Genomic DNA, 24,896 nt, shown 5'->3' with positions numbered 1-24,896 from the left:
ATCCGGGCGGTTTGGGTCCCGGGTCTCCGGGAAAGTAGAAGGCCGACCTGAACGACCGGCCCCTGATTACATGCGCCGCCTATAGCACAGACGACGCAAGAGGCAAACGCTTTCGCATCTGCCCCTGGCTGCGCCTACAACATGGCCATGCCGCCGTTCACATGCAAGGTGGTTCCGGTAACATAGCCCGCTTCGGGGCTTGCAAGGTACAGAACGGCCGCCGCAATTTCAGATGGCTCGCCCATCCGACCGGCGGGAACTTGCGTCAGGATGCCGGATTTCTGCTCATCGGTCAGCTTGTCGGTCATCGCGGTCGTAATGAAACCCGGCGCGACGGCATTGGCGGTGATGCCACGGCTCGCGACCTCGTAGGCCAGCGACTTGGTCATGCCGACCATGCCCGCCTTGGACGCGGCATAGTTCACCTGACCCGGGTTGCCGGTTGCACCAACAACGGACGAGATGTTGATGATGCGGCCCCAGCGCGCCTTCATCATGCCCCGCAGCACACCCTTGCACAGCTTGGCGGTGGCGGTCAGGTTCACGTCGATCACGCTCTGCCATTCCTCGTCGGACATGCGCATGAAGATGTTGTCGCGGGTGATGCCTGCATTGTTGACCAGAATATCAACGGACCCCATGGCATCGGCGGCCTGTTTCGGCAACGCGGCCACGGCCTCGGGATCACCCAGATTGCACGGCAGGACATGAGCGCGCTCGCCCAGGTCATCCGCCAGCTTCTGCAGCGGTTCGACGCGCGTGCCGGACAGACCAACAGTAGCCCCTGCGGCGTGCAAGGTGCGTGCAATCTCGCCCCCGATCCCGCCCGAAGCCCCGGTGATAAGGGCGCATTTTCCAGTCAAATCAAACATACCGGTATCCTTTTCGAGTGTCCTGTCGGACCAGCTTTGAGTTAATCGCCTGCCTGCAGCGCTTTTTGAACGTCTTCCGGCGTACCAACGGCGGAGCAGGCAATGGACCGGTCGATTTTGCGGATCATGCCCGACAGAGCCTTGCCCGCACCGATCTCCCACGCTTCGGTCACACCCTGCGCCACCATGTACTGAACGGATTCGCGCCACCGGACCGAACCGGTGACCTGTTCGACCAGCAATTGCCGGATCAAGTCGGGGTCGGTCACCGCCTCGGCGCGGACATTGGCAACCAGAGGAACCGCCGGCGCCTTGATTTCGACACCCGCCAAAGCTTCGGCCATCACGTCGGCGGCAGGCTGCATCAGGGCACAATGGAACGGAGCGCTGACCGGCAGCATCACAGCGCGCTTCGCGCCCTTTTCCTTGGCGATTTCAGCGGCGCGTTCAACGGCGGCTTTGGCACCTGAAACCACGACCTGCGTAGGGTCATTGTCATTGGCAGCCTGGCACACCTCGCCCTGTGCGGCCTCTTCGGCCACGGCGCGAACGGCGTCGAGATCCAGTCCCAGGATCGCGGCCATCGCGCCCTCGCCCACCGGAACGGCGCTCTGCATGGCTTGACCGCGGGTGCGCAGCAGGCGAGCAGTGTCCGCGACACTCAGCGCGCCGGCTGCGGCAAGGGCCGAGTATTCGCCCAGCGAATGACCGGCCACGAAGGCGGCCCTTGTCACATCGACCCCTTCGGCCTCAAGCGCGCGCATCGCCGCCATCGATGTGGCCATCAACGCCGGCTGCGCGTTCTGCGTCAGAGTCAGGGTCTCGATGTCGCCATCCCAGATCAGGCTGCTGAGGCTTTCGCCCAGCGCTTCGTCCACCTCGTCAAACACGGCCTTGGCGGCCGGATAAGCGTCGGCCAGCGCCTTGCCCATGCCGATGGTCTGGGCGCCCTGCCCCGGAAAAACGAACGCAAGTGTCATTGCAACCTCTTGGATGACGTTAGGTTGCGCCGGGGTGTAAACCGAGTGAGGTTCCGGCACAAGCACTGCCTGCACTCTGCGTGACGGCACCGGGTCTGTGCGCCACACGCTATTGTCTATGTGCGTCACACGGTTACCTTGGCCACAGCAGAAAACCCGGAGCGCAAGATCAATGTCCCTAACCAACACCAATGTCAGCTATGGCAGCGTGACCAAGACATTCCACTGGCTGACCGCATTGTTGATCTTCACCGCCTTGCCCTTGGGGTGGTTCGCCAACAACCTGGCCCATGCAATCTATGACCCGACCATCCCCACCACCGAGGCCGATCTTGCCCAAGCCGCACGGCTGTTTTCCCTGCACAAAACCGTTGGGATCACCGTCTTCTTCGTTGCGCTGGCACGCATTCTCTGGTCGCTCACCCAAACCAAGCCCGGACTGCTGAACGCCGACAACAAGCCCGAGGCCTTTGCGGCTGAAACGGTCCATTGGCTGCTGTACGGGTCCTTGGTTCTGGTTCCTCTGTCGGGTTGGATCGACCACGCTGCTACCGAAGGCTTCGCGCCCATCCTTTGGCCATTTGGGCAGAACCTGCCACTGGTGCCGAAGTCCGAGCATCTGGCCGAGGTGATGGCAACGCTGCACTGGCTTTTCATGCTGGTTCTCGTCGCAGCTTTGACCCTGCACATCGCCGGAGCACTGAAACACCACGTCATCGACAAGGACAGTACTTTGCGGCGAATGTTGCCCGGGGCGTCCGCTGCGCCGGTTCCGCCGGAACAGAAGCACTCGATGGTTCCCGCCGCGGCTGCTGGGCTTGTCTGGGTTGGCGTTCTTTCAGCCGGCCTGCTGACCGGCAGTTTTTCAGACAAGCCAGATGCCGAGGTTGAAACGGCCGAGTTGGCGGCCGTTCAATCGGATTGGCAGGTGGAAGAAGGCACGCTTGCGATCGCGATCACACAACTGGGCAACCCTGTAACCGGTCAGTTTTCAGACTGGACCGCCGCAATCACGTTTGACGACCCCGTCGAACCCGGTCCGGCCGGGTCGGTAGAGGTCACGGTCTCCATCGGATCTTTGAGCCTGGGTACGGTAACCGATCAGGCCATGGGGGCTGATTTTTTCGACAAGGCGCAATTCCCTACGGCTCAGTTCGATGCCGAGATATACAAAACCGAAACGGGGTATGAAGCAAGGGGACCGCTGACCATCCGCGATCAAACACTGGACGTTGTATTGCCCTTCTCTTTGGACATCCAAGGCGAGACTGCCAAAATGTCCGGCACGATGGACCTCAACCGCCTCGACTTCGGGGTTGGCCAATCGATGCCGAAAGAGGACTCGCTGGCCTTCGCCGTCACCGTTTCGGTCGAGTTGACGGCAACACGCAACGCTCAGTAAGCCGACAACACAAAAAAACCGCCGGGGCTTCGGCCACCGGCGGTTTCTCTGGTTCTGAAGCCCGGATCAGTCGGCCTTCTGCGCCTCGATCGAAATCGCGATAGCAACTTCATCTCCGACGAAAGGCGCGAACTTGCCCAGTTCGAAATCGCTGCGCACCAGGGTGGTGGTGGCATCGAACCCGGCCCAAGGCTTGCCCGCCATCGGATGCTCGCCGACCTGGTTCAGCTTGGCGTCCAGCACCACTGGCTTGGTCACACCATTCAAGGTCAGATCCCCGGTGATCTTTGCCGTGTTCTCACCCGTCACCTCGATCGAGGTCGAGGTAAATGTCACCATTTCCTCGGCGGTCGCCGCGAAGAAATCTTCGGACATGAAATGATCTTCACGGGGCTTCCAACCGGTGATCATCTCTACCACGGGCATCGAAACCGTCACGCTCGACGCTGCTGGATCTTCCTGGTCAAACATGATTTCGCCCTCGAAACCCGAGAACATGCCGGTGGTGGTCGAAAAGCCAAGATGGTTGTAGCTGAAAACAACCTGGCTGTGGCTCGGGTCCAGAACGTATTTTTCCGGGGCCGCGATGGCCGAGGTCGCCGCCGTGGCAAGTGCTGCTGCAATAAGGGTGGATTTCATGACAATCTCCGAAAGTTTTCAAAGCGCAAACCGGTTGGGTTGCTCCAAAACAAAGATGTGCCGCCCATGGGCGGCACACAACCTTCATTCTCTCACAAATTCTGTTCCTCAATGAACAGAATAAAATTCAAGCGAAAATTGTTACGCTTCCGCTGAGTTGCCCTTTCAGCGCTCGGCTGACATCCGCCGACTCCAGCGGCAGCTTCATCAGAAGGCTGCCATCGACTTCAAAGAGTTCAACCTGGTCGTCCACGAACCGGGCTCCGCCCAACGTATCGTAGCTGCGGCGCAGGACGGTCTGCGGACGCCCGTTTTCGTTCTTCTGCAGCACCCGAACCTCGCGGCGGATCGGGTCGAAATATGCGTCGGGGCGCGGATCCAGAACCTCGATGGTCAGCAGGCTCACCCCGAGGATCAGGAACATCAGCGACGCGACCAGCTTGATGGTCCAGACGTCGGCCCCGATGACCGAACCCGGCATCAGCCACATCGAAAAGGCCGATACGATCAGAAATGCACCCAGCACACGGAACAGGACCAACCGGGCCTTCCAATTCGGTGCAAAGGTAATAAGCACGGGCACGGATTTGTCGTATGCTGCGCCGGCTGCGGACTGTTGAAATGTGTTCGTGTTCATGACGGCCATCGCTTTTGCCCTGTCCAAGTTTCTTGAGACCCCCCGGGTAACGCCGGGCTTGCAAACAACCTCAAGCCGAAAAGCGTCAGGATTTGGGCAGCCCAAAGGTAATTGGGCGGCGTGAGAAAGGCATTCATGGCAGGGCTTGCCCCCCATCCAGAAACGTGTATACGGGGCCATCCTTCGCAATACGCATGAACCGCGCAGCCTCTCGTGGCAGGGTCGCGAAGGGTTGCTGGCCCCGCCTATGAAATGCGCCTTGATATAAATAGGAGTGAACATGCCACTGTATGAGCATGTAATGATCGCGCGTCAGGATCTGTCCAACGCGCAGGCCGAGGGCCTGATCGAACACTTTGGCACCGTAATGGCTGACAACGGCGGCAAGATCGTCGACAGCGAGTACTGGGGCGTCAAAACGATGGCCTACAAAATCAACAAAAACCGCAAGGGCCACTATGCCTTCCTGAAGACCGACGCTCCGTCGGGCGCCGTTCAGGAAATGGAGCGCCTGATGCGCCTGCATGAAGACGTGATGCGCGTTCTGACCATCAAGGTCGACGAACATCCCGAGGGCCCCTCGGTCCAGATGCAGAAGCGCGATGAGCGCGATGGCCGCCGCGAGCGCCGTTGATCAACGCCTGAGGAAAGGACACCAAACCATGGCCGCAAAACCGTTTTTCCGCCGCCGCAAGGTCTGCCCGTTCTCGGGCGAGAACGCGCCGAAGATCGACTACAAAGACACCCGTCTGCTGCAGCGCTACATTTCCGAGCGCGGCAAGATCGTGCCTTCGCGCATCACCGCCGTTTCGGCAAAGAAGCAGCGTGAACTGGCCCGCGCCATCAAGCGCGCCCGCTTCCTCGCCCTGCTGCCCTACGCCGTGAAGTAAGGAGAGACTGACATGCAAGTTATCCTTCTGGAACGCGTTGCGAAACTGGGTCAGATGGGCGATGTCGTCGACGTCAAGCCCGGCTACGCCCGCAACTTCCTGCTGCCGCAAGGCAAAGCGCTGAGCGCGTCCGAGGCCAACATCGCCTCGTTCGAAGCCCAGAAAGCACAGCTGGAAGCCCGCAACCTGGAAACCAAGAAAGAAGCTGAAGCTCTGGCTGAAAAGCTGGACGGTCAGCAGTTCATCGTGATTCGCTCGGCATCGGACGCCGGCGCGCTGTACGGCTCGGTCACCCCGCGTGACGCAGCCGATGCCGCAACCGCTGCGGGCTTCACCGTTGACAAGAAGCAGGTCGTTCTGGTCTCGCCTATAAAAGAGCTGGGCCTGCACACGGTTTCCGTCAAACTGCACCCCGAAGTCGAGGTCGAAATCAAACTGAACGTTGCCCGCTCGGAAGAAGAAGCCGAGCTTCAGGCATCGGGCAAATCGATCCAGGAACTGGCCGCTGAAGAAGAGGCCGCCGCAGATTTCGAAATCGCGGAACTGTTCGACGACATCGGCTCGGCCGCTTCGGAAGACGAAGAATTGGTTGCCGCCGATGCTTCTACCGAGGAAGACGAACCCAAAGCCTGATTTGATCAGGTCTGCTAATCTCAAAGGCCGCGCTGCATTGCGCGGCCTTTTTCTTTCGACTGGCAATTTTTGGCCACCACAGCGCGCCGGACTTGCGACCCCGGGCCACTTTCGTATCATCCAGCCGCGTAACAATCCGGAGAAGTTGCATGGCAAAGGTCCTGCGTCGAATAATGCTTTCAGTGCTTCTGGCTGCCCCAATTGCCGCCTGCAGCGACCCATCTGGCAAAGCGACGAAGGAACAGGCATTCGAGCCGCCGCTCCACCCCAACGAAACGCCCGAATTGCGCGAATCGATCAACAAATGGGCTGATCACTACGAACTTCCGCGAGAGTTGGTCCATAAGCTGGCGATCCGCGAAAGCACGCATCGCCCCTGGGCGACGAACCGGCCATATTACGGCCTGCTGCAGATCCTTCCCGCCACCGCTCGTTCGATGGGCTACAAGGGCGACGCCAAAGGTCTTCTGGATGCTGACACCAACCTGGAGTATGCGGGCAAGTATCTTCGCGGCGCATGGATGTTGGCCGACGGCGATCAGCAGCGCGCGATCTTCCTCTATGCAAAGGGGTACTACCCCGAAGCCAAGGCTCGCGGAATGCTGGTTGAAACTGGCTTGCGGTCCGAATAGCTTGAACGGGGCAATCGACCCGGTCTATACAGCATTCAATTTGACCGAGAATACCTCACAGGACGAAATAATCCGGAGGTTGTCTGTTGCCATTAGCACTCAATAACTCCATGTGATATGTACAAATGGGTTGCGCAATCTGTTCAAATTGACGCAACGTAGGCTGTGATACGGGCAGATACGGCATTTTTCGGGGGAAATGCCGTAGGGACAAAGGTTGGACGAGTGAAACTTATTGACTTGGCCACAATTGATCATGATGAACGGTCGGCTTACGACATCATCAATTCTGTCTGCAACGAACTTGGGTTCGACTATGCGTCCTATGCGACGACCCATCCCGTGAATGGTGACGTCCAAGGTTACGCGAACTACCCGGACGAGTGGAAGATCCACTACGCCACGCAAGGCTACCATCACCTTGATCCCACCCTATATCAGTCGGCGCTCAGCATCGCGCCGGTGGACTGGGGCCGCTTCAATCACGACGACAAGTTCAACGCGGTTTTCCGCGACGCTCATGACTTCGGGATCACCGACCGCGGCCTGACGGTTCCGGTTCGGGGACCTTATGGCGAAACTGGCTTGCTCAGCGTGACCAAGGATTGCACGGACGAGGAATGGAAAAAGCTAAAAAAGCACGTGATGGGCGACCTCCAGATGGCCGCGGTTCACGCGCATGACACCGTCATGCAATCTGGCCTTTTGGCCAAGGCTCTATACCTTCCAACCCTATCCTCGCGCGAAAAAGAAATCCTGCAATGGGTCGCCGAGGGCAAGTCCCAGCAGGATATCGGAGATATTCTGTGCATTTCGCACCGGACGGTCGAGGTGCATATGCGTTCCGGACGAGAGAAACTGGGCGCACTCACGACCGCCCAGGCGATCGGCCGTGCCATTGGTCTGGGGTTAATTTACCCCGGTTAACAATTAAGGCAGAAAAATACGGGATATCCCCAATAGTCTTGTTTCGAAACTTGGTTAATCTGCTCCTTACGGTAACCAAACTGTAGGGGGATGGAATGATCATCGTTATTGATGGCATCAACCAGCATAAGTTCAAAGACGTCTTGGATGAGATGTTCAAGCTGCGAGCACGCGTGTTCGGGGATCGCTTGGGCTGGGAAGTGAACATCCAGGACGGGCGCGAATTCGATCAGTTCGACTCGCTCAATCCTGCACACGTGGTCAGCATCAACGACGAGGGGGACGTCGTTGGGTGCATGCGCCTCTTGCAGACGACCGGCCCGCACATGCTGGCCGATGTTTTCAGCTCGATCCTTGATGGCGAGCCGCCGATCCGCAGCGCTCAGGTCTGGGAAGCCACGCGGTTCTGCGTCGATACGAAACGGCTCGGCCGGGGACGTGGTAAAAATTCCGTATCCTACGTGACCAGCGAGGTCATGATTGGGTCATTCGAATACGCTCAGGAAGCTGGAGTGCTCGACTCGGTCGCGGTCATTGATCCGGTTATGAACCGGGTGCTGCAACGGTCCGGAAATGCTCCGTACGACTATGTCGGAACGGCCAAGCCGATGGGCAAAGTGGTCGCAATGGCCGCCCTTATGGATTGTTCGGACGAGCGCATCCAATCGATCCGCGAGTATTCGAGCATCGACTACGACGTGTTCCTGACCGACGATCAGGCGCTCGAACTGTTCAATTCGGGTCAGCAAGCCAAGCTTGCACAGGCCGGTGCCGCCAATCTTGACCACCAGCCACTGACCGATCTTGAGAAATACTTCGTCGAGCAGATGCACGCTGCGACGACGAAAGAAGAAGTCCAGGCCGTACTCAAATTGATCGAGAGCCTGTCGGACCGCTTCACCCCAGAGCAGAAAACCGCTCTGTTGCAAACCCCCCGTGCTTTTGCTCATGAGGCCTGACCCCCTCACCTCATAAGTCCAAAAGCCACCCATGCGGAGCCGTCTCATTCCAGGCGGCTCCGCTCTAATTTCGGCAACCGATCCGCCGCTGGCGCCATACGTTCCGGTTCTTGGCAGCAACAAAAAAGGCCCTCCGAAGAGGACCTGATTTCATTTCTTTCTGTCCGGACAATCGCCGTTTGACCGGCCGGGTGCGGCGGCACCCGGACCGACCTGAAAACGCGGCTTATTCCTCTTCGAGGGCTTCGATTGCCTTCTGCAGCTCTTCCTTGCTGACTTCCTTTTCGGTCACTTTGGCCAGCTCGACCACGTAGTCCACAACCTTGTCCTCAAAGATCGGCGCGCGCAGTTGCTGCTGCATCTGAGCGTTCTGCTGAACGAACTCGAAGAACTGACGCTCCTGACCCGGGTACTGGCGAGCCTGGTTCATGATCGCCTGGGTCATCTCAGCGTCGGTGACTTCGACTTCAGCCTTCTGGCCCAGCTCGGCCAACAACAGGCCCAGACGCACGCGGCGCTCAGCCAGTTTGTTGTGCTCTTCGGTCGGCTCGATCTCATCGTGGTTGTGATCGGTCACCTCGGGGTTTTCTTCATGCCACAGCTGATGCGCGATCTGCTTGGCTTCGGCTTCGACCAGGGTCGGCGGCAGGTCGAACGACACTTTCTCGTCCAGCGCGTCCAGCAGCGCGCGCTTCATCACCGCGCGCGACGCACCCGCGTACTCGGCTTCCAGACGCTCGGCAATCTGTGCCTTCAACGCAGCCAGATCCTCAGCGCCAAACTTCTGTGCCAGTTCGTCGTTGATCTCGGCGGCAACAGGTTCCTTCACCTCTTTGACGGTGCAGGTAAACACGGCCTCTTTGCCGGCCAGGTGCTCGGCACCGTATTCCTCGGGGAAGGTAACGGTGACGTCCTTGACTTCCTCGGCCTTCACGCCAGCCAGCTGGTCCTCGAAACCGGGGATGAAACTGTTCGAGCCCAGCACCAACGGGTAATCCTCGGCCGAACCGCCTTCGAAGGCTTCGCCGTCAACCTTGCCGACGAAATCGATGACGACCTGATCGCCTTCCTTCGCCTTCGAACCCTTGCGGCGGGCTTTGAAATCCTGAGCGGTTTCAGCCAGGTTCTGCAGGGCTTCTTCCACGGCTGCGTCGTCCGCCTTGACGACCAGCTTCTCCAGCTCGACCGATTTCAGGTCAACTTCGGGGATTTCCGGCAGGGCTTCATAGGACATTTCGACGTGAACGTCGTCGCCTTCTTTCCAGTCTTCGTTGGTCATCTTGACCTGAGGCTGTAGCGCCGGACGATCACCACTGTCTTCGAAGTGCTTGTTCATCGCACCGTCGATGGTTTCCTGCATTGCTTCGCCCAACAGGCGCTGGCCAAACTGCTTCTTCAGCAGTGCCATGGGAACCTTGCCCTTGCGGAAGCCTTTCATCTCGATTTCCGGCTGAGCTTCGATCAGTTTCTCATTGACCTTCTCGTCCAGCTCGGCGGCGGTGACAACGATGTTGTAGCCGCGTTTCAGACCCTCGTTCAGCGTCTCGGTAACCTGCATTCTGGTAGTCCCCATAGGATTCGGGGCGCGCAAAACGGGCGCGCCGGGCAAATTTGACGCCTTCTATTTGCCTAGCCGCCGAAGGGCAAGGGGCAAGGTGCCAGATTGGCCTTGTTTTGCCACCCTGCCCCACAAAAAACGCCCCGGACAGAGCCGGGGCGCCATGAATTCAAAACAACGTCGGGATCAGAACTTCCAGCGGGCCCCCAGGACCCAAGCTTCGTTCTTGTCAAACGACGTCCCGTCGTTGAAGTCGTGGTTGCGATATTTCAGGTAGGCATCGGTGTTAATGCTGTCGATGCGCTGCACCACTGCGATACCCCAGGACTCGGTGCTGGACCCGTCCGTGTTGAAATCGGAACCATCATAGTAGTCGATGCCGATACCGGTCTTGCCCCAGGACACCCAATTATCCTCGTAAGCAATTTTGGTGTACCAGAAGTTGGGATCGCTTTCGCCCGACACGTTGTTTCGGGTACCGGCAGCAGCGGTGAAGCTGAAGCCGCTGGGCAGCAGTACCGATGCCGAGCCGATCGTGTCTTCACGGTCGCCCGAACCGTCGTCGAAATCACGCACCGCATAGGCCACGCTTGCCGCGAACTCGATGCCACCGGCAAAGGTGTTGTTGTAGTTCAGAGCAACGTCGTAATAGTCGTCGTCATCACTGCTGGACAGGATGTTTTGACCATAGGCGAAGCTGGCCGAAAAGCCGCTGAAATCCGGCGTGTCATACCGCACGCGGCCACGGCGCGCGCCGTCAAAGTTGCTGCTGGAGTCGCCGACGGTGATGTCGCTGAGGGTTCCGTCGGTTCCGCGGTAGAAGAAGCCCGAGTTTTCATCGTTGGTGAACGAATACAGCGCGGTGCCGACATAAGACAGGTCAGTTTCCGCTGCACCGTCAGACGCCATGCTGCCCTGACCGGCCGAGAATTTACCCCAGCCACCTTTCAGCGCAAAATCCACGTGACGAATGTCTTCCCGGGTCCAGCCGCTGAAATCGGTGCCCAACTGGTTCCACTCACTGGAGTTCGGAAGACCCAGCGCGGTTTCAAAGCGGAAGGTGAATTCGTTCTGGCCAAACGGCTGCATCAGGCTCAGGCCGACGCGGCTGTTGGACAGGTCGTTGTCCAGCAGGCGGGTATCGGTTTCTTGGCCGTCGTCAACCGAGATGATTGCCGGGTTGAACTGCCCATACAGCAGAACATAGCCACCGCTGTTGTTCTCGTATTTCAGCTCTGCCGCGGCGGGGATGGCCGTGGTGGCCGCAAGAACAGCGGCGACTGAGGAGAGTTTGATATTCAATGTCATAGCACTCACCATGAAAGGTTCGGGTTTCAGGTACTGCCCAGATGTTCAGTGGAACTGTCCGGTTCCAGAGGCCCCTACGCCATTCAGCTCGATCATTGCAAATCCGCCACAAAGACAAAGTGGCAGCAAAGCAAAATGTCCGTGTTATCAATATTTTAACAACAAACGTGCACAGGCTTCAGACGGCCCGCAAGAGAATTCTGCCATCCGGCCATGCGTTTGGCAAACACTCGCTATGCATTTGCGCGGTCTTGACAGCAAAAACCTGCCGATATTCTAGCCTTGCGCCTTGGGAACACGCAAGAACTTCATACCTGAAGACGCTTGAGCACACCGGGCAGTTGCTCGGGAAGGTCTTCCGCGATCAATCCCGGGCCAAAAGCGCGCGCACACTCCACGTGAAGCCAGGCGGCGGTTTCGGCCGCTTTCAGCGGGTGCAATCCACGTGCCAGCAGCCCGGTTAATAAACCCGCCAACACGTCGCCCGCGCCTGCGGTCGCCAGCCACGGCGCGGCCCGATCATAGTGGGCCGAATGGATCGAGCACCGACCGTCCGGCCCCGCAATCACAGTGTCCGGTCCCTTGAAAAGAACCACGCACCTTGCCCTGCCGGCCGCCTCGCGCACGGCATCAACCTTTGAGAAAGCCGGTCCATTCTCGGGATGTAAGGAAAGCTTGGCCGAGATGTCGGGGAACAGACGGGCGAATTCACCGCCGTGCGGTGTCAGGACGCAGTTTTCATGCAGGATCGCCATCAGTGACGCCGGATCCTCGGCAAATGCCGAAAGAGCGTCGGCATCCAGCACGGTTGCCCTTCCGGACTCCAATGCCACGGGGACCAGCGATCGAGCCTTGTCCAGGCCCAATCCGGGCCCGAGGCACAGCGCGTTCAGGCGTTGGTCCCGCAATGCAATGGCCAGCCCATCCGCGCCTTCGATCTGCTCAATCATGACCGCGGTGACTTGGCTGGCGACTTCCTGCAATGCGGCGGGAGGGATACCCAGCGTGACAAGACCAGCGCCCACGCGCAACGCTCCGCGCGCAGCCAATCGCGCAGCGCCTGTTTTTCCAGTTTCGCCCGTCAGGATCAGCGCATGACCGTGACCGTATTTGTGATCGAAAGCCGATTTCTGCAGATCAGGCAGATTTTCCGGGTCCAGCAACACGCTCGGCCGGCCATCTGGTGTTTCTTCAACTGACAGAGCCGGCAGACCGATATCGACAACGGACACCCTGCCACAGCACTCCGGTCCCTCGGCCAGATAATGGCCCGGCTTTGCGGTATGAAACGTCACCGTCAGGTTGGCCGAAGCGGCGCAGTCTTCGGGGGCAAATCCCTCTGACACCAGACTCCGACCACTGTCCGCGCATAGGCCGCTGGGAATGTCCACACAAACGACACGTGGGCAACCACCTTCCGACTGCGACGCTTTCCACTGGCCGAATTTACGCATTGTCCGTGGCAGCCCGGCTACCGGTCTCGTCAGCCCGGTTCCGAACAAGGCATCAACCGCCAGAACAGTATCCGAACAAGGCGCGGCATAGGCATCAAGCGCGTCATCGGACAGCGCATGGCACGAACCCATCGCGCACCAGCGCTCATAATTCGCCCGCGCGTCTGCAGGCAACTTCTCGGGGTCGCCCAACAGGAAGAGGTCCACGACCCACCCCCACTCTTTCAGAATGCGCGCAACTACAAGACCGTCGCCGCCGTTGTTGCCCGGCCCGCACAACACCGCGGCCCGCCCAGACCCCGCCGCCAGGTCAGGCCATGTTTCAAAGACGGCCTCGACCACACCACGACCTGCGCGCTCCATCAGTTCCAGGCCGGTGACAAACCCGGATTCGATTGCGGCGCGTTCGGCCGCCCTCATCTGGGACGAAGTCAGCAGTTTTGGCATCCGAAACCCTCGCACGATTCAAATCAGATTACTTTTTGTGCAACTTGCCTAAAAATTGGCCCGCTGCCCAGAATCCCTTCACCAGCAGACGGTCAATTCGGCAATCGCATTGCCGCCCGATCTTAGACGTGATCACTGCCATTCTGACAACCATGCGAGGTGAGCCCGGATGAAAAAGATCGAAGCGATCATCAAGCCGTTCAAATTGGACGAAGTGAAAGAGGCCCTGCAGGACGTTGGTGTCCAGGGCCTCAGCGTGATCGAAGTCAAGGGCTTCGGACGCCAGAAAGGACACACCGAACTGTACCGCGGCGCGGAATATGTGGTGGACTTTCTGCCCAAGGTCAAAGTCGAGGTCGTACTGGATGCCGATCAGGTCGATGCGGCCATCGAAGCCATCGTGTCGGCCGCCAAGACCGACAAGATCGGGGACGGCAAGATCTTCGTCTCGTCCGTTGAACAAGCCATTCGCATCCGGACCGGCGAGACCGGCTCGGACGCGCTGTAAAACCAATTCTGCAATCTAGAGGAACATAGTAATGAGCAAGGACGCAGTTCTTCAGCTGATCAAAGACGAGGGTGCCGAGTATGTCGACATCCGCTTCACCGATCCGCGTGGCAAGCTTCAGCACGTGACCGTCATGGCCGACCAGGTCGACGAAGACTTCCTTGAGGAAGGCTTCATGTTCGACGGTTCGTCCATCGCCGGCTGGAAGTCGATCGAAGCATCGGACATGAAACTGATGCCCGATACCGAAAGCGCGTATGTCGATCCCTTCTATGCGGAAAAGACAATCTGCCTGCACTGCTCGGTCGTGGAACCCGATACCGGCGAAGCCTATGAGCGTGACCCGCGCGGCACCGCGCAGAAGGCCGAAGCCTACCTGAAGTCTTCGGGCGTCGGCGACGTGGCTTACATGGGCCCCGAGGCCGAGTTCTTCCTGTTCGACGATGTCCGTTTCTCGAACAGCATCAACAAGGTATCCTACGAGGTTGATGCAACCGACGCGTCGTGGAACACCGACACCGAATACGAGATGGGCAACATGGGCCATCGTCCGGGCGTCAAGGGTGGATACTTCCCGGTCAACCCGATCGACGAAGCCCAGGATCTGCGTTCGGAAATGCTGTCGACCATGAAGCGTCTGGGCATGAAGGTCGACAAGCACCACCACGAAGTAGCCTCGTGCCAGCACGAGCTGGGCCTGATCTTCGACAGCCTGACCAAGCAGGCGGACGAGCTGCAGAAATACAAGTACGTCATCCACAACGTCGCGCACGCCTACGGCAAATCGGCCACGTTCATGCCGAAGCCGATCGCGGGTGACAACGGCACCGGCATGCACGTCAACATGTCGATCTGGAAGGACGGCAAACCGCTGTTTGCAGGCGACAAATATGCCGACCTGTCGGACGAAGCCCTGTGGTTCATCGGCGGCATCCTCAAGCACGCCAAGACCTTGAACGCCTTCACCAACCCGTCGACCAACAGCTACAAGCGCCTGATCCCGGGCTTCGAAGCGCCGGTTCTGCGCGCCTACTCGGCCCGCAACCGCTCGGGTTGTGTCCGTATTCCATGGACGGAATCGCCGAAAGCCAAGCGCGTCGAGGCCCGTTTCCCCGATCCGTCGGCAAACCCCTACCTGGCGTTTGCGGCACTGCTGATGGCCGGCCTGGACGGCATCAAGAACAAGATCGATCCGGGCGAAGCCATGGACAAGAACCTGTACGATCTGCCCGCCGAAGAACTGGCCGGTATCCCGACCGTCTGCGGCAGCCTGCGCGAGGCGCTGGAATGTCTGGCGGCCGATCACGACTTCCTGCTGCAGGGCGACGTGTTCACCAAAGACCAGATCGACGGCTACATCGCACTGAAGATGGAAGAGGTCGAAACCTACGAGCACACTCCGCACCCGGTCGAATACGGCATGTACTACAGCTGCTGACCCCGGTCGGAAGTCCAATGAAAAGACCTTGGGGGCGTCCTGTCGGGCGCCCCTTTTCAGTGCTGCAGGGCCCCGATATTTCCCTTTGTGACAGGCGCCTTTGCCGCTAGGCTGAAGATCAATTCAATTATCAGGATTATTCATGCGCCTTCTCGCCCTGACCCTCTCCGCTGCACTTCTTGTTTCAGGCGCTGCGGCGCAGACGATCGACCGGATCAAAGAAACGCGCGAAATCCGGTTTGGGTTTCGTACAGATGCCGCCCCGCTTTCGTTCATCAACGACAAGGAGCGACCCGACGGGTTGTCCGTGATGGTCTGCGATCAGGTTGCCCGAGCCATCGCCAGCCGACTGGGTGCGGATGACCTCACCGCACAGTTAATTCCGGTGCAGTCGGATACACGCTTTGACATGGTCGCCTCTGGCCAGATCGACCTGTTGTGCGGCGCGGCGACAATCACACTGTCGCGGCGGGAAACCGTCGATTTTTCGATCCCGATCTTCGTGGACGGAACATCCGTTTTGCTGCCGATAGATGCGGAAACCACGATGGCATCGCTTTCCGGCAAGAAAGTCGGCATGCGCAGCAGCACGACCACCGAAGAAGCCGTGTTCAACTCGTTCGGATCAGCGGGGATCGAGGCAAAGCTCGTTCGGTTCGCCTCACATCCCGACGGGATCAAGGCTTTGAGGGACGGAGAGATCGACGCCTATTTCGCCGACCAATCCATCCTTTTGGTGAATTATCTGGCAGCCGGATTGAAGGACGACTTCAAAATCTCGCAAGAGATTCTGACGATTGAAAAGCAAGGCCTGGCCCTTGCGCGCGGCGATGATGACTTTCGCCTGATGGTCGACGAGATCCTGTCGCAGATGTATGCCCAAGGCACGATGGAAGAGATCTTTCGCGCCGCACTGCCCGGGATTGAACCCAGCGAGGCCCTGAAAGCCCTGTACGTTATCGCACCCACCCTGCCCTGATTTCCAGGAGGTCCCCATGCGCCTTACGGTCCTGTCCGTTTTCATTGCACTGAGTGCCCCCGTGGCGGCGCAGTCCGCTCCCTGCGGGAACACAGGCGCTGGTTTTGAAGCCTGGAAGGCCGACTTTGCCAAGCAGGCGCGCAAAGCCGGAGTAAAGAAAAAAGGGCTGCAGGCTCTGGCGCAAACCCAATACGCCACGCGAACCATCGCCGCGGATCGGGGGCAAAAAAGCTTCAAATACTCCCTCGACAAGTTCATGAAGGTTCGAGGGGCGGATACGATCGTGGTCCAGGGCCGCAAGCGAAAGGCCCGAAACCCGGAATTCTACGCGGCGCTGGAGCGTCAGTACGGTGTCCCGGCCGGCGTTCTGATTGCCATTCACGGCATGGAAACCGGGTTCGGAAACTTCATGGGCGACAGCCAGGTTGTTTCCGCAATCACAACATTGGCCTACGATTGTCGCCGGTCCGACTTCTTTGTTCCCCATGCCATCGGAGCGCTGAAACTGGTCGATCAGGGGGCGATCACGGTGGCAACAAAAGGGGCAAAACATGGCGAGTTGGGCCACACCCAGTTTCTGCCCGGCAATGCTCTGACCTATGGCGTGGACGCCACGGGTGACGGGCGCGTGGACTTCTACAACATGACGGATGCGTTGGCCTCAACCGCAAATTTTCTTCGGCAGAAAGGGTGGAAACCCGGCCGGGGCTATCAACCCGGCGAACCGAATTTTGCGGTGATCCAGCAGTGGAACGCCGCCTCGGTTTACCAAAAATCAATTGCGATCATGGCCGCTCGAATCGACAACTGAGGCTTTGTCAGCAACCTGACCGCCGCACTCATTTCCGCCACATTGCTGCCACAGTGTCGGGCGGAAAGCTCTAATTTCTTGGTTTCCAAAGCGTAATCAATCGTCGCAAAAATTCATTTTTTTGCAATATGGTCAAAATTTGACCCTCATCACCAACTAGAGTGTTGGTTCAGTATTCGTACGGCAGAGGGCAAGACTGTGACCACGAAGCACAGATACCACGGCGGCCTGCAATTCAACGGCGACACGAACGGCGCGTTGGAGCGGTTCGGCCATATTGTGGTGGCAACTCTTGAGGACTACGGGCATCTTGTGGAACGCAAGACCCTGCTGAGCCAGACCGAGGCAACCATCGTGTCCAGCCAGTACCTTGTCCGTTTGACCCTCGAGTCCGAACCCCGGGAGACCAGCGACCGCTATGGGCGTCTGGACCGTACGGTTGGTCTGAAGACCATGGTGCGCCCATCGGCGGCACGACCGCGCAACCGATTGGTGATCTCGGTCTCGCCTGTTTCCGGCCTGGTGGATGACACCGAGATTTCCGAGTTGATGCTTGTCGTCATGCTGTATCGGATGGTCGACATCTGCTCGACGCAACGTGTGGAATGGCTGTCGCCGAAAACCGTTTTGACGATCGAACAGTTCATGGGCGCGTTTGACTCGTTGATGCCACGCAAGCAGCGGAACCGCCGCGAAGCGTTCGAGGCGGTCAGCGGACCCTTCGCGGGCCTTGAGCCCGCTGCAACTGATGACCATGAAGCCGTCAAATCACCGGCAAAGCCGCCGCGCCCGATTCAACTGACCGATGAGCAATTGCTCAGCATCGCCTTCCGTTCCGACGAGGCCGACGCACCCGCTTCCGATGCAACGGCCGCGACGGATGGCGATGAAGACCGGCCCAGTGACGCGTTGCGATTGACCAGCTGGGCCCTGACCGGTGCCGTGGCCAGCCTGTCGGCGCCGATCGCTCTGTCGATGGCCGCTGTGAACCTCATCCGGGGCGAAGACTTTCGCCTGAACACTCAGGTCCTGGCCTATACGGTCGCCATCGTGTCGCTGAACTCAAGTGGCGCCTTTGCCGATGTCGCCAATGCGATCGGACTGTGACTGAATTACCAGAAGACCCTCCTTGGAGGCCCCGCCATCAGGCGGGGTTTTCCATTTCTGGCATGTGCTCGACCGGCACGACATAAGTGTGGATCGAGAACACCACGGCCCGTGTCTCGGGCAACCGCAAAAGCGTTTGTCGCTCGCTGCGCAGGTATCGGGCAGTACCACGGTCACGGATCTCGCGCGGGGCGCTGGCGCTGCGGGGCTGGTGCAGTTCGGGGTCGTCGTACCACAGCGCGTTGAACCGCCACAAAGGCCGGCCGACCTGAATCCCGTCGAACAGGCGCTGTACCCGGCGCGCGATGTTGGGATCATAGCTGTCGACCGGCGCGTGAATGGCGATCAGCGGTCGCATGAATTTCTCGGACAGACGCCAACTGGCGGGAAAGCACAGGATGGCGCCGGTCAGCACATGCTCGTCGCCCCGTTTCTGCAGGATGCAGAAATCCTCCTGCGCCAATAGGCAAAGCGTATCCAGAGGGTTGTCGCGGTCAATCGGAACGGCCACGCCATCCGGGCGCTGCGCGGTGTTGGTCGCCTCGGGATAGCCCTGCGCCAGAACCAGATCCAGCAGTTCGACGGCGGCCGGGTGGGCCTGCGGGTCCAGCGCCAGAACGTCGTCCCGGCGGGTTTCAAGCAGGTGCTCGCGGTGGCGCATCTGCGCGGCGAAGGCATCATCGCGATGCAGCCAGTCGTCCATCGTGGTCGGCGCGATCCCTGGCAGCGGGCGCTGTTGGGTCGGATCATAGGGCAGAGTCTTTTGCAGAATGGCTGTCATGGCCTTGGGTTAGCACTCGAAACAGGCCTTGTCGGTCAAAAAGCGACTGGCAAATCGTCGCAATTCACCCAGACGGGGCCGCCCTGCCCCTTCAGGCTGAACCGGTAAGCAGGGAGGCGCGCCGTGAACCACCACTACCGAGACACCCGCAAGATCGACCCCAGCCGCGGCGCGACGCTGGGCGACGGCACTCCGAACGACAATGACCGGATCGAAATCGGCCCCACACAACTTGCATTCAACGAATGGGCCGCCGCCGGTTTGCAGTTGCCCAACCTGGACCGGATGCGCGAATATCGCTGGAAACGGCTGACCCAGGCGATCGTCGACCGGGGCTATGGCGGGCTGCTGATGTTCGACCCGCTCAACATCCGCTATGCGACCGACAGCACCAACATGCAGCTGTGGAACACCCACAACCCGTTCCGTGCGGTGCTGCTGTGCGCCGATGGTTATATGGTGATCTGGGACTACAAGAACTCGCCCTTCCTGTCGAAATTCAACCCGCTGGTGCGCGAGCAGCGCTCGGGCGCGGACCTGTTCTATTTCGACCGGGGCGACAAGGTGGATGTGCAGGCGGACGTGTTCGCCAACGAGGTGCGCGTGCTGATGCAGGACCACGCCCCTGGCCACACCCGTCTGGCGGTGGACAAGATCATGCTGCACGGCCTCCGCGCGCTCGAGGCGCAGGGCTTCGAGATCATGGAGGGCGAAGAGGTCACCGAAAAGACCCGCGCCATCAAGGGCCCTGACGAGATCCTGGCCATGCGCTGCGCCAGCCACGCCTGCGAAACCGCCGTGGCCGAGATGGAGAAGTTCGCCCGCGCCAATGTGGGCGACGGCAAGACGTCCGAAGATGACATCTGGGCCGTTCTGCACGCCGAGAACATCAAGCGCGGCGGCGAATGGATCGAAACCCGCCTGCTGGCCTCGGGGCCGCGCACAAACCCGTGGTTTCAGGAATGCGGGCCGCGGGTTACTCAGAAGAATGAAATCATCGCCTTTGATACCGATCTGATCGGCAGCTACGGCATTTGCGTCGACATCTCGCGCACCTGGTGGATCGGGGATGAAAAACCCCGCCCCGACATGGTCTATGCCATGCAGCACGCGCACGAGCACATCATGGCCAACATGGAGATGTTGAAACCCGGCGTGATGATCCCCGACCTGACCGCCAATTGCCACAGGCTGGACGACAAGTTCCAGGCGCAGAAATACGGCTGCCTGATGCATGGCGTGGGCCTGTGCGACGAGTGGCCTTTGGTGGCCTATCCCGACAAGGCAGTGCCAGGCTCATATGATTATCCGCTGGAACCCGGCATGGTGCTGTGCGTCGAGGCCGCCGTGGGCGAAGTCGGCGGCGATTTCTCGATCAAGCTGGAAGATCAGGTTCTGATCACCGAAGACGGCTATGAAAACCTGACCCGCTATCCGTTCGATTCCGCGCTTATGGGGCTCGACTAGGCCTCAATCAGCCCAGTGAGAGCGACGCACATTTCCGTGCCAATCCTCAAGCACCGGCTCTGCCGATGCGCCCGGTGAAAACGTGTCTTGGGGCCAGTGCAGTCCGGCGGCAAATCCGATGGCCGTGGCCAGAAAAACGGCAACCGCCGTACCGACCTGTACAGCTTCGAAATGCGCTGCGTTTGTCGAATTTGTCATCTCCGCGCTCCTTGATCCTTTGTTTCGGTTAGGCCGAACATGGGAGCTTCTGAATCATTGTAAAAACGAATTGTTGTTCGCTTAGACTTCACAAATTGTGATCACTTCCCGGACAAAGGACGCCTCACGATCACCGCCTGCGCCCTCACCTTCCCGTGACGGTCCTGTCACAAGGGTTGAGACTGCACTGCCTTGTTCACAGTATTGCGCCTAGCATCACAGCCTGAGGACCCGACATGCCCACAGAACGCGTCACATTTTCCGGTCACGATGGTGGCAAGCTGGCTGCTCGGCTGGATCTCCCCGATGGGCCGGTGCTGGCAACTGCGTTGTTTGCGCATTGCTTTACCTGCTCCAAGGACATTCCCGCGGCCCGGCGCATCAGCGCGCGGCTTGCAGCGATGGGATTTGCCGTTCTACGGTTTGACTTCACCGGGCTGGGCCATTCCGAAGGCGAGTTCGCCAACACGACTTTCACTTCGAACGTTGAGGATCTGATCGCCGCTGCGCAGTTTCTTGCGGGTCGGAACATGGCGCCTGACCTGCTTGTCGGGCATTCTTTGGGCGGGGCCGCGGTCTTACGGGCGCGGGCCGGTATACCCTCGGTAAAGGCGGTGGTCACGATCGGCGCCCCGGCCGATCCCGGCCATGTGGCTCATCACTTTGAAGACGCGCGGGGCCAGATCGAACAGGATGGCAGCGCCGAAGTTCTGCTGGGTGGGCGCCCCATCCGCATCGGCCGAGAGTTTGTGCGCGACATCTCTGAATCCGAACTGACGCCCTCGATTGCCGAGTTGAAGGCCGCGCTGCTGATCCTGCATGCGCCGCGTGACGAAACAGTCAGCATCGACAATGCCAGCACGATCTTTCTGGCCGCCAAGCACCCTAAAAGCTTTGTAACGCTGGACGACGCAGACCACCTGATCACCCGTCCGAAGGATGCAGAATACGCCGCCGACGTCATCGCCGCCTGGGTATCGCGCTATGTGCCGCTGTCGCCGCCCGCCCCGCCGCCGGGCGCGCCCGAAGGCGTTGTGCGCGTGACCGAAGTGGACCCGGGTGGTTTTCTTCAGGACATTCAATCAGGTCCAAGCCATCATGCCGTGGCGGATGAGCCGGCCTCTTACGGCGGGACTGATCGCGGCATGTCGCCTTATGGCTTTGTTTCTGCCGGGCTTGGGGCGTGCACTTCGATGACCATCCGAATGTATGCGCGACGCAAGCAATGGCCCCTGACCGGGATCAGCGTGGATGTCTGTCACAACAAGGTGCACGCGCAGGACGCGGGGTTGGCGGGGGATGGAAAGGTCGACCAGTTCCGCCGCAAGATCCGACTGGACGGACCGCTGGACAATGACCAGCGGACCAAGCTTCTTGAGATTGCCGACAAATGCCCGGTGCACCGCACGCTTGAAAATTCGGCGCATATCACCACCGAACTGCTGCCGCCGGAACCTGTTGCGGCTCCGGCGTGAACCGATATCCGGTCCGGATGGCCTATCGCCGAGGCGCAGGCCTGTGGATCGGGGGCCGTGCCGCCGGTGGGCGGGCCACGGGCGGTCGAGGACGCGCCGGCGGCTTGGCGATCGGAGGTTTGGGCCGCGCAGGCGGTTTCGCAATTGGCGGCTTGGGTTTGGGCGGCGGTTTTCCACCCGGCGGTTTACCCGGCGGCGGTGGGCGGTCCACGTCAATGTCGACATTCACGTTGCGGTAATAGTCGTTCCACAGCATCGAGTCATAGAACGGGTCATATCCGTATCCTACACCGACCGTGACGCCTTCACAGCCCGAGAGGGTGAATCCCCCGGCCCCAAGCCCCAGAACGATGACGGATCGCTTCAAAAAGGTTCCTGCCATTTTCACGCCCTCACTGCACTGACCGGAATGACGCGAAGATGGCATTCAGATCCTCGACATAGCCAGGATCTGCACCGTCGCGCAGGATGGTCACCACAACCGCAACACGGTTGCGCGGCAGGTCGATCACCGTCGCGGTGAAGTTGATCCCGCGCCCGTCACGGGTGCCGGTGCCGCGAATGACCCGGGCCGGCAAACCGCCGATGCGCATGTTCGCATCACTTGTCACCTCTGGGTTTTTCACCAGAAACTTGTCGACATCCTGCAAGTAACGGACCCCGTCCTCGATGCTGGCAACGCCGAACGGCGAAACGAACCCGATCCAGACCGAGTCATCTGTGACCGGGCGCGCAGCCATCACCCGGCTTACGGACCGGGTATCGCCCAGTTGTGTATCCTCAAGATCGCGTGGGCCGCCCGTGCGCAGCATCCAGAAATCCGGGACATCGAACTGAAACAGCGCACGCCCCCCTTCGGTGTAGGTGACCGGCGTATCGCTCAGCCCCGCACCCGTCATGCCGACCCAAAAAGCCGCGCCGATGGCAAAAAGGTTTTTCTTAAACAAGCTGATATCTCTATTTGTTGGTGTCATCGTCCTGAGGATGAGCGATGCAACCCGCGCTTGTCCAGTTTTTAAAGAGTTTTGCTCAGGGGGCCCGCCCGACCTGCGTTGCCGCCTAGTCTGCATATACGCCGACTGTCGCATCGCCGGCCTCTCCCACAAATCGTATCCGCGTACCGTCCGACTGAACATCGTAACAGGCCCAAAAGTCAGACGGTGGCCAGATCGAACAGTATCTGTCATCCCGCACCGCCCAGCGCCCCGAGCTTGGTCGACCCGAGAAATACTGCGTGGCCATAGACGGCTCGAAGACCTGTGTGGCTCCGTTGTCATAAGCCAGCGTCCGGCCCGACAGGGCGTCGAGAATCTGCGCGCCCGTCAGCGGTCGGAACGTGTCGGCCGCCAGAATTCCGGGCCAAACCAACAAAATCAGGGCAAACCGTCTCATCCCGCGTCTCCTGCCTTGTCCCAACGGTCCGGCGAGTCTATCACCCGCGCCAACACCCATTGCCAACCGAAAAAGGTGCCGCCGCCCATGATTCCCCGCTATTCCCGCCCCGAAATGGTTGCCGTCTGGTCGCCCGAGACCAAGTTCCGCATCTGGTACGAGATCGAGGCCCATGCCTGCGACGCGATGGCCGATCTGGGCGTCATCCCGCGCGAAAACGCCGAGGCCGTCTGGAAGGCCAAGGACGTGGAATTCGACGTGGCCCGCATCGACGAGATCGAGGCCGTGACCAAGCATGACGTCATCGCCTTTCTGACCCATCTGGCCGAGCATGTCGGCAGCGATGAGGCCCGCTTTGTCCACCAGGGCATGACCAGCTCGGACGTGCTGGATACCTGCTTCAACGTGCAACTGACCCGCGCCGCCGACATCCTGATCGCCGATCTCGAAGGCCTGCTGGCCGCGCTCAAGCGCCGCGCCTACGAGCACAAGGACACTGTCCGCATCGGCCGCAGCCACGGCATTCATGCCGAACCCACCACCATGGGCCTGACCTTCGCGCGCTTCTACGCCGAGATGGACCGCAACCTGTCGCGGATGCGCGACGCCCGCGCCGAGATCGCCACCGGCGCCATCAGCGGCGCGGTCGGCACCTTCGCCAATATCGACCCCCGCGTCGAAGAACATGTCTGCGAAAAGCTGGGCCTGGTGCCCGAGCCGATCAGCACGCAGGTCATCCCGCGCGATCGCCACGCAGCCTTCTTTGCCACGCTGGGCGTGATCGCCAGCAGCATCGAGAACATCGCGATCGAAATCCGCCACATGCAGCGCACCGAGGTTCTGGAGGCCGAGGAGTTCTTCTCGAAAGGCCAGAAGGGCTCGTCGGCGATGCCGCACAAACGCAACCCGGTGCTGACCGAGAACCTGACCGGCCTGGCCCGGTTGGTGCGCATGACCGTGATCCCGGCGATGGAGAACGTGGCCCTATGGCACGAGCGCGACATCAGCCACAGCTCGGTCGAGCGCAACATCGGCCCCGACGCCACCGTGACCCTGGATTTCGCCCTGTCGCGCCTGACCGGGGTGATCGACAAGCTGGTGGTGTATCCGGACAACATGCTGGCCAACATGAACAAGTTTCGCGGTCTGGTCATGAGCCAACGCGTGCTGTTGGCCCTGACTCAGGCCGGCGTCAGCCGCGAGGACGCCTATCGTCTGGTGCAGCGCAACGCGATGAAGGTCTGGGAAGAAGGCAAGGACTTCAAAACCGAACTGCTGGCCGACCCGGACGTGACCGCAGCGCTGAGCAAGGAGGAGATCGAAGAGAAATTCGACCTTGGCTATCACACCAAGCATGTCGACACGATCTTCGAGCGGGTATTCGGCGAGTAACCCTCGACGC

General features: G+C 59.9%; 27 protein-coding genes. 15 read left to right on the top strand and 12 right to left on the bottom strand.

Translation table 11 applies throughout. The features are described 5' to 3' along the window. Positions 1 to 134 precede the first annotated feature (134 nt). A complete protein-coding gene (gene fabG, locus ACR0BA_RS01555; RefSeq protein ID WP_480726144.1) occupies positions 135 to 872 on the bottom strand; it encodes a 3-oxoacyl-[acyl-carrier-protein] reductase in 738 nt (245 codons plus the stop codon). Positions 873 to 913: 41 nt separating this feature from the next. Continuing rightward, the gene (gene fabD / locus ACR0BA_RS01550) at positions 914 to 1,852 is read right to left on the bottom strand and encodes an ACP S-malonyltransferase (RefSeq protein ID WP_480726143.1); all 939 of its coding nucleotides are present in this window, start codon (positions 1,850 to 1,852) and stop codon (positions 914 to 916) included. A 172-nt stretch (positions 1,853 to 2,024) separates the two neighbouring features. On the opposite strand from fabD, the gene ACR0BA_RS01545 reads away from it, so the two are divergent. Then, entirely contained in the window at positions 2,025 to 3,254 is a 1,230-nt protein-coding gene (locus tag ACR0BA_RS01545) for a cytochrome b/b6 domain-containing protein (RefSeq protein ID WP_480726141.1), read from the top strand. Positions 3,255 to 3,320: 66 nt separating this feature from the next. Here ACR0BA_RS01545 and ACR0BA_RS01540 read toward each other — a convergent pair whose 3' ends face one another. Together ACR0BA_RS01540 and ACR0BA_RS01535 are read right to left on the bottom strand one after the other, a co-directional pair. Beyond that, positions 3,321 to 3,893, bottom strand: coding sequence for a YceI family protein (locus ACR0BA_RS01540; RefSeq protein WP_093962996.1), 573 nt, complete (start codon positions 3,891 to 3,893; stop codon positions 3,321 to 3,323). A gap of 127 nt (positions 3,894 to 4,020) precedes the next feature. Beyond that, positions 4,021 to 4,530 (bottom strand): hypothetical protein, encoded by a 510-nt coding sequence (locus tag ACR0BA_RS01535; RefSeq protein ID WP_480726139.1) that lies wholly within the window; start codon positions 4,528 to 4,530, stop codon positions 4,021 to 4,023. A 280-nt stretch (positions 4,531 to 4,810) separates the two neighbouring features. Between ACR0BA_RS01535 and rpsF the strand changes: the two genes are divergently transcribed. From rpsF to ACR0BA_RS01505, 6 genes are all read left to right on the top strand, one after another. Next, positions 4,811 to 5,164: a 30S ribosomal protein S6 gene (gene rpsF / locus ACR0BA_RS01530; RefSeq protein ID WP_480726137.1), complete on the top strand. Its 354-nt coding sequence runs from the start codon at positions 4,811 to 4,813 to the stop codon at positions 5,162 to 5,164. Between the two features lie 28 nt (positions 5,165 to 5,192). After that, positions 5,193 to 5,420, top strand: coding sequence for a 30S ribosomal protein S18 (rpsR, locus tag ACR0BA_RS01525; RefSeq protein ID WP_005608650.1), 228 nt, complete (start codon positions 5,193 to 5,195; stop codon positions 5,418 to 5,420). 12 nt (positions 5,421 to 5,432) lie between these two features. Further along, the gene (gene rplI, locus ACR0BA_RS01520) at positions 5,433 to 6,053 is read left to right on the top strand and encodes a 50S ribosomal protein L9 (protein WP_093962414.1); all 621 of its coding nucleotides are present in this window, start codon (positions 5,433 to 5,435) and stop codon (positions 6,051 to 6,053) included. A 149-nt stretch (positions 6,054 to 6,202) separates the two neighbouring features. Beyond that, positions 6,203 to 6,685, top strand: coding sequence for a lytic transglycosylase domain-containing protein (locus tag ACR0BA_RS01515; RefSeq protein ID WP_170338057.1), 483 nt, complete (start codon positions 6,203 to 6,205; stop codon positions 6,683 to 6,685). A gap of 225 nt (positions 6,686 to 6,910) precedes the next feature. Then, positions 6,911 to 7,612, top strand: coding sequence for a helix-turn-helix transcriptional regulator (locus tag ACR0BA_RS01510; protein ID WP_170338055.1), 702 nt, complete (start codon positions 6,911 to 6,913; stop codon positions 7,610 to 7,612). Positions 7,613 to 7,707: 95 nt separating this feature from the next. Further along, the gene (locus ACR0BA_RS01505) at positions 7,708 to 8,571 is read left to right on the top strand and encodes an acyl-homoserine-lactone synthase (protein WP_170366325.1); all 864 of its coding nucleotides are present in this window, start codon (positions 7,708 to 7,710) and stop codon (positions 8,569 to 8,571) included. Between the two features lie 226 nt (positions 8,572 to 8,797). Here the strand turns inward: ACR0BA_RS01505 and tig are convergent, their stop codons facing one another. From tig to ACR0BA_RS01490, 3 genes are all read right to left on the bottom strand, one after another. Then, the gene (gene tig / locus ACR0BA_RS01500; protein WP_170338051.1) at positions 8,798 to 10,129 is read right to left on the bottom strand and encodes a trigger factor; all 1,332 of its coding nucleotides are present in this window, start codon (positions 10,127 to 10,129) and stop codon (positions 8,798 to 8,800) included. Between the two features lie 186 nt (positions 10,130 to 10,315). Continuing rightward, on the bottom strand, positions 10,316 to 11,437 hold the full coding sequence (locus ACR0BA_RS01495; protein ID WP_170338049.1) for a porin: 1,122 nt from the start codon (positions 11,435 to 11,437) through the stop codon (positions 10,316 to 10,318). A 308-nt stretch (positions 11,438 to 11,745) separates the two neighbouring features. Then, positions 11,746 to 13,338, bottom strand: a complete 1,593-nt coding sequence (locus ACR0BA_RS01490) for an NAD(P)H-hydrate dehydratase (protein ID WP_480726134.1) — start codon at positions 13,336 to 13,338, stop codon at positions 11,746 to 11,748. 169 nt (positions 13,339 to 13,507) lie between these two features. Here ACR0BA_RS01490 and ACR0BA_RS01485 point away from each other — a divergent pair, with 169 nt between their 5' ends. From ACR0BA_RS01485 to ACR0BA_RS01465, 5 genes are all read left to right on the top strand, one after another. After that, entirely contained in the window at positions 13,508 to 13,846 is a 339-nt protein-coding gene (locus ACR0BA_RS01485; RefSeq protein ID WP_093962420.1) for a P-II family nitrogen regulator, read from the top strand. Positions 13,847 to 13,877: 31 nt separating this feature from the next. Continuing rightward, positions 13,878 to 15,284: a type I glutamate--ammonia ligase gene (gene glnA / locus ACR0BA_RS01480; RefSeq protein ID WP_093962421.1), complete on the top strand. Its 1,407-nt coding sequence runs from the start codon at positions 13,878 to 13,880 to the stop codon at positions 15,282 to 15,284. A 142-nt stretch (positions 15,285 to 15,426) separates the two neighbouring features. After that, positions 15,427 to 16,263 carry an amino acid ABC transporter substrate-binding protein gene (locus tag ACR0BA_RS01475; RefSeq protein ID WP_480726132.1) on the top strand — a complete coding sequence of 279 codons (837 nt, stop codon included), beginning with the start codon at positions 15,427 to 15,429 and terminating at the stop codon, positions 16,261 to 16,263. A 16-nt stretch (positions 16,264 to 16,279) separates the two neighbouring features. Continuing rightward, the gene (locus ACR0BA_RS01470) at positions 16,280 to 17,074 is read left to right on the top strand and encodes a lytic murein transglycosylase (protein ID WP_480726131.1); all 795 of its coding nucleotides are present in this window, start codon (positions 16,280 to 16,282) and stop codon (positions 17,072 to 17,074) included. 198 nt (positions 17,075 to 17,272) lie between these two features. Next, positions 17,273 to 18,181, top strand: coding sequence for a hypothetical protein (locus ACR0BA_RS01465; RefSeq protein ID WP_260063177.1), 909 nt, complete (start codon positions 17,273 to 17,275; stop codon positions 18,179 to 18,181). 37 nt (positions 18,182 to 18,218) lie between these two features. On the opposite strand, the gene ACR0BA_RS01460 is transcribed toward ACR0BA_RS01465, so the two are convergent. Then, positions 18,219 to 18,962 carry a heme-dependent oxidative N-demethylase family protein gene (locus ACR0BA_RS01460; protein WP_480726129.1) on the bottom strand — a complete coding sequence of 248 codons (744 nt, stop codon included), beginning with the start codon at positions 18,960 to 18,962 and terminating at the stop codon, positions 18,219 to 18,221. A gap of 123 nt (positions 18,963 to 19,085) precedes the next feature. On the opposite strand from ACR0BA_RS01460, the gene dddP reads away from it, so the two are divergent. Then, positions 19,086 to 20,429, top strand: a complete 1,344-nt coding sequence (gene dddP / locus ACR0BA_RS01455) for a dimethylsulfonioproprionate lyase DddP (protein WP_170418228.1) — start codon at positions 19,086 to 19,088, stop codon at positions 20,427 to 20,429. Positions 20,430 to 20,432: 3 nt separating this feature from the next. Here dddP and ACR0BA_RS01450 read toward each other — a convergent pair whose 3' ends face one another. Continuing rightward, complete coding sequence (locus tag ACR0BA_RS01450; RefSeq protein ID WP_480726128.1) at positions 20,433 to 20,627, bottom strand: hypothetical protein; 195 nt, start codon at positions 20,625 to 20,627, stop codon at positions 20,433 to 20,435. 236 nt (positions 20,628 to 20,863) lie between these two features. Between ACR0BA_RS01450 and ACR0BA_RS01445 the strand changes: the two genes are divergently transcribed. After that, positions 20,864 to 22,102: a bifunctional alpha/beta hydrolase/OsmC family protein gene (locus ACR0BA_RS01445; protein WP_170432047.1), complete on the top strand. Its 1,239-nt coding sequence runs from the start codon at positions 20,864 to 20,866 to the stop codon at positions 22,100 to 22,102. 22 nt (positions 22,103 to 22,124) lie between these two features. Here the strand turns inward: ACR0BA_RS01445 and ACR0BA_RS01440 are convergent, their stop codons facing one another. The 3 genes from ACR0BA_RS01440 to ACR0BA_RS01430 form a co-directional block, all read right to left on the bottom strand. Continuing rightward, a complete protein-coding gene (locus tag ACR0BA_RS01440; protein ID WP_170338034.1) occupies positions 22,125 to 22,484 on the bottom strand; it encodes a hypothetical protein in 360 nt (119 codons plus the stop codon). A 10-nt stretch (positions 22,485 to 22,494) separates the two neighbouring features. Then, positions 22,495 to 23,049: a hypothetical protein gene (locus ACR0BA_RS01435; RefSeq protein WP_244952358.1), complete on the bottom strand. Its 555-nt coding sequence runs from the start codon at positions 23,047 to 23,049 to the stop codon at positions 22,495 to 22,497. Positions 23,050 to 23,161: 112 nt separating this feature from the next. Then, a complete protein-coding gene (locus tag ACR0BA_RS01430; protein WP_170358721.1) occupies positions 23,162 to 23,494 on the bottom strand; it encodes a hypothetical protein in 333 nt (110 codons plus the stop codon). A gap of 87 nt (positions 23,495 to 23,581) precedes the next feature. On the opposite strand from ACR0BA_RS01430, the gene purB reads away from it, so the two are divergent. Next, the gene (gene purB / locus ACR0BA_RS01425) at positions 23,582 to 24,886 is read left to right on the top strand and encodes an adenylosuccinate lyase (RefSeq protein ID WP_170338031.1); all 1,305 of its coding nucleotides are present in this window, start codon (positions 23,582 to 23,584) and stop codon (positions 24,884 to 24,886) included. Positions 24,887 to 24,896 lie beyond the last annotated feature (10 nt).

This window comes from Ruegeria sp. CI5 (assembly GCF_056536885.1).
The sequence above is the reverse complement of the archived record's forward strand: the minus strand, read 5'-3'. Positions and strand labels throughout refer to the sequence as shown.

Excerpts from the sequence above, each read along its gene's own strand:
- tig (WP_170338051.1), bottom strand. The coding sequence starts at position 10,129 with ATGCAGGTTACCGAGACGCTGAACGAGGGTCTGAAACGCGGCTACAAC.
- ACR0BA_RS01535 (WP_480726139.1), bottom strand. The coding sequence starts at position 4,530 with ATGAACACGAACACATTTCAACAGTCCGCAGCCGGCGCAGCATACGAC.
- ACR0BA_RS01470 (WP_480726131.1), top strand. The coding sequence starts at position 16,280 with ATGCGCCTTACGGTCCTGTCCGTTTTCATTGCACTGAGTGCCCCCGTG.
- fabG (WP_480726144.1), bottom strand. The coding sequence starts at position 872 with ATGTTTGATTTGACTGGAAAATGCGCCCTTATCACCGGGGCTTCGGGC.
- ACR0BA_RS01445 (WP_170432047.1), top strand. The coding sequence starts at position 20,864 with ATGCCCACAGAACGCGTCACATTTTCCGGTCACGATGGTGGCAAGCTG.
- ACR0BA_RS01485 (WP_093962420.1), top strand. The coding sequence starts at position 13,508 with ATGAAAAAGATCGAAGCGATCATCAAGCCGTTCAAATTGGACGAAGTG.
- fabD (WP_480726143.1), bottom strand. The coding sequence starts at position 1,852 with ATGACACTTGCGTTCGTTTTTCCGGGGCAGGGCGCCCAGACCATCGGC.
- ACR0BA_RS01460 (WP_480726129.1), bottom strand. The coding sequence starts at position 18,962 with ATGACAGCCATTCTGCAAAAGACTCTGCCCTATGATCCGACCCAACAG.
- ACR0BA_RS01430 (WP_170358721.1), bottom strand. The coding sequence starts at position 23,494 with ATGAGACGGTTTGCCCTGATTTTGTTGGTTTGGCCCGGAATTCTGGCG.
- ACR0BA_RS01515 (WP_170338057.1), top strand. The coding sequence starts at position 6,203 with ATGGCAAAGGTCCTGCGTCGAATAATGCTTTCAGTGCTTCTGGCTGCC.
- ACR0BA_RS01540 (WP_093962996.1), bottom strand. The coding sequence starts at position 3,893 with ATGAAATCCACCCTTATTGCAGCAGCACTTGCCACGGCGGCGACCTCG.
- purB (WP_170338031.1), top strand. The coding sequence starts at position 23,582 with ATGATTCCCCGCTATTCCCGCCCCGAAATGGTTGCCGTCTGGTCGCCC.
- glnA (WP_093962421.1), top strand. The coding sequence starts at position 13,878 with ATGAGCAAGGACGCAGTTCTTCAGCTGATCAAAGACGAGGGTGCCGAG.
- ACR0BA_RS01475 (WP_480726132.1), top strand. The coding sequence starts at position 15,427 with ATGCGCCTTCTCGCCCTGACCCTCTCCGCTGCACTTCTTGTTTCAGGC.
- ACR0BA_RS01505 (WP_170366325.1), top strand. The coding sequence starts at position 7,708 with ATGATCATCGTTATTGATGGCATCAACCAGCATAAGTTCAAAGACGTC.
- ACR0BA_RS01490 (WP_480726134.1), bottom strand. The coding sequence starts at position 13,338 with ATGCCAAAACTGCTGACTTCGTCCCAGATGAGGGCGGCCGAACGCGCC.
- ACR0BA_RS01495 (WP_170338049.1), bottom strand. The coding sequence starts at position 11,437 with ATGACATTGAATATCAAACTCTCCTCAGTCGCCGCTGTTCTTGCGGCC.
- rpsR (WP_005608650.1), top strand. The coding sequence starts at position 5,193 with ATGGCCGCAAAACCGTTTTTCCGCCGCCGCAAGGTCTGCCCGTTCTCG.
- rplI (WP_093962414.1), top strand. The coding sequence starts at position 5,433 with ATGCAAGTTATCCTTCTGGAACGCGTTGCGAAACTGGGTCAGATGGGC.
- ACR0BA_RS01440 (WP_170338034.1), bottom strand. The coding sequence starts at position 22,484 with ATGGCAGGAACCTTTTTGAAGCGATCCGTCATCGTTCTGGGGCTTGGG.
- ACR0BA_RS01545 (WP_480726141.1), top strand. The coding sequence starts at position 2,025 with ATGTCCCTAACCAACACCAATGTCAGCTATGGCAGCGTGACCAAGACA.
- rpsF (WP_480726137.1), top strand. The coding sequence starts at position 4,811 with ATGCCACTGTATGAGCATGTAATGATCGCGCGTCAGGATCTGTCCAAC.
- ACR0BA_RS01450 (WP_480726128.1), bottom strand. The coding sequence starts at position 20,627 with ATGACAAATTCGACAAACGCAGCGCATTTCGAAGCTGTACAGGTCGGT.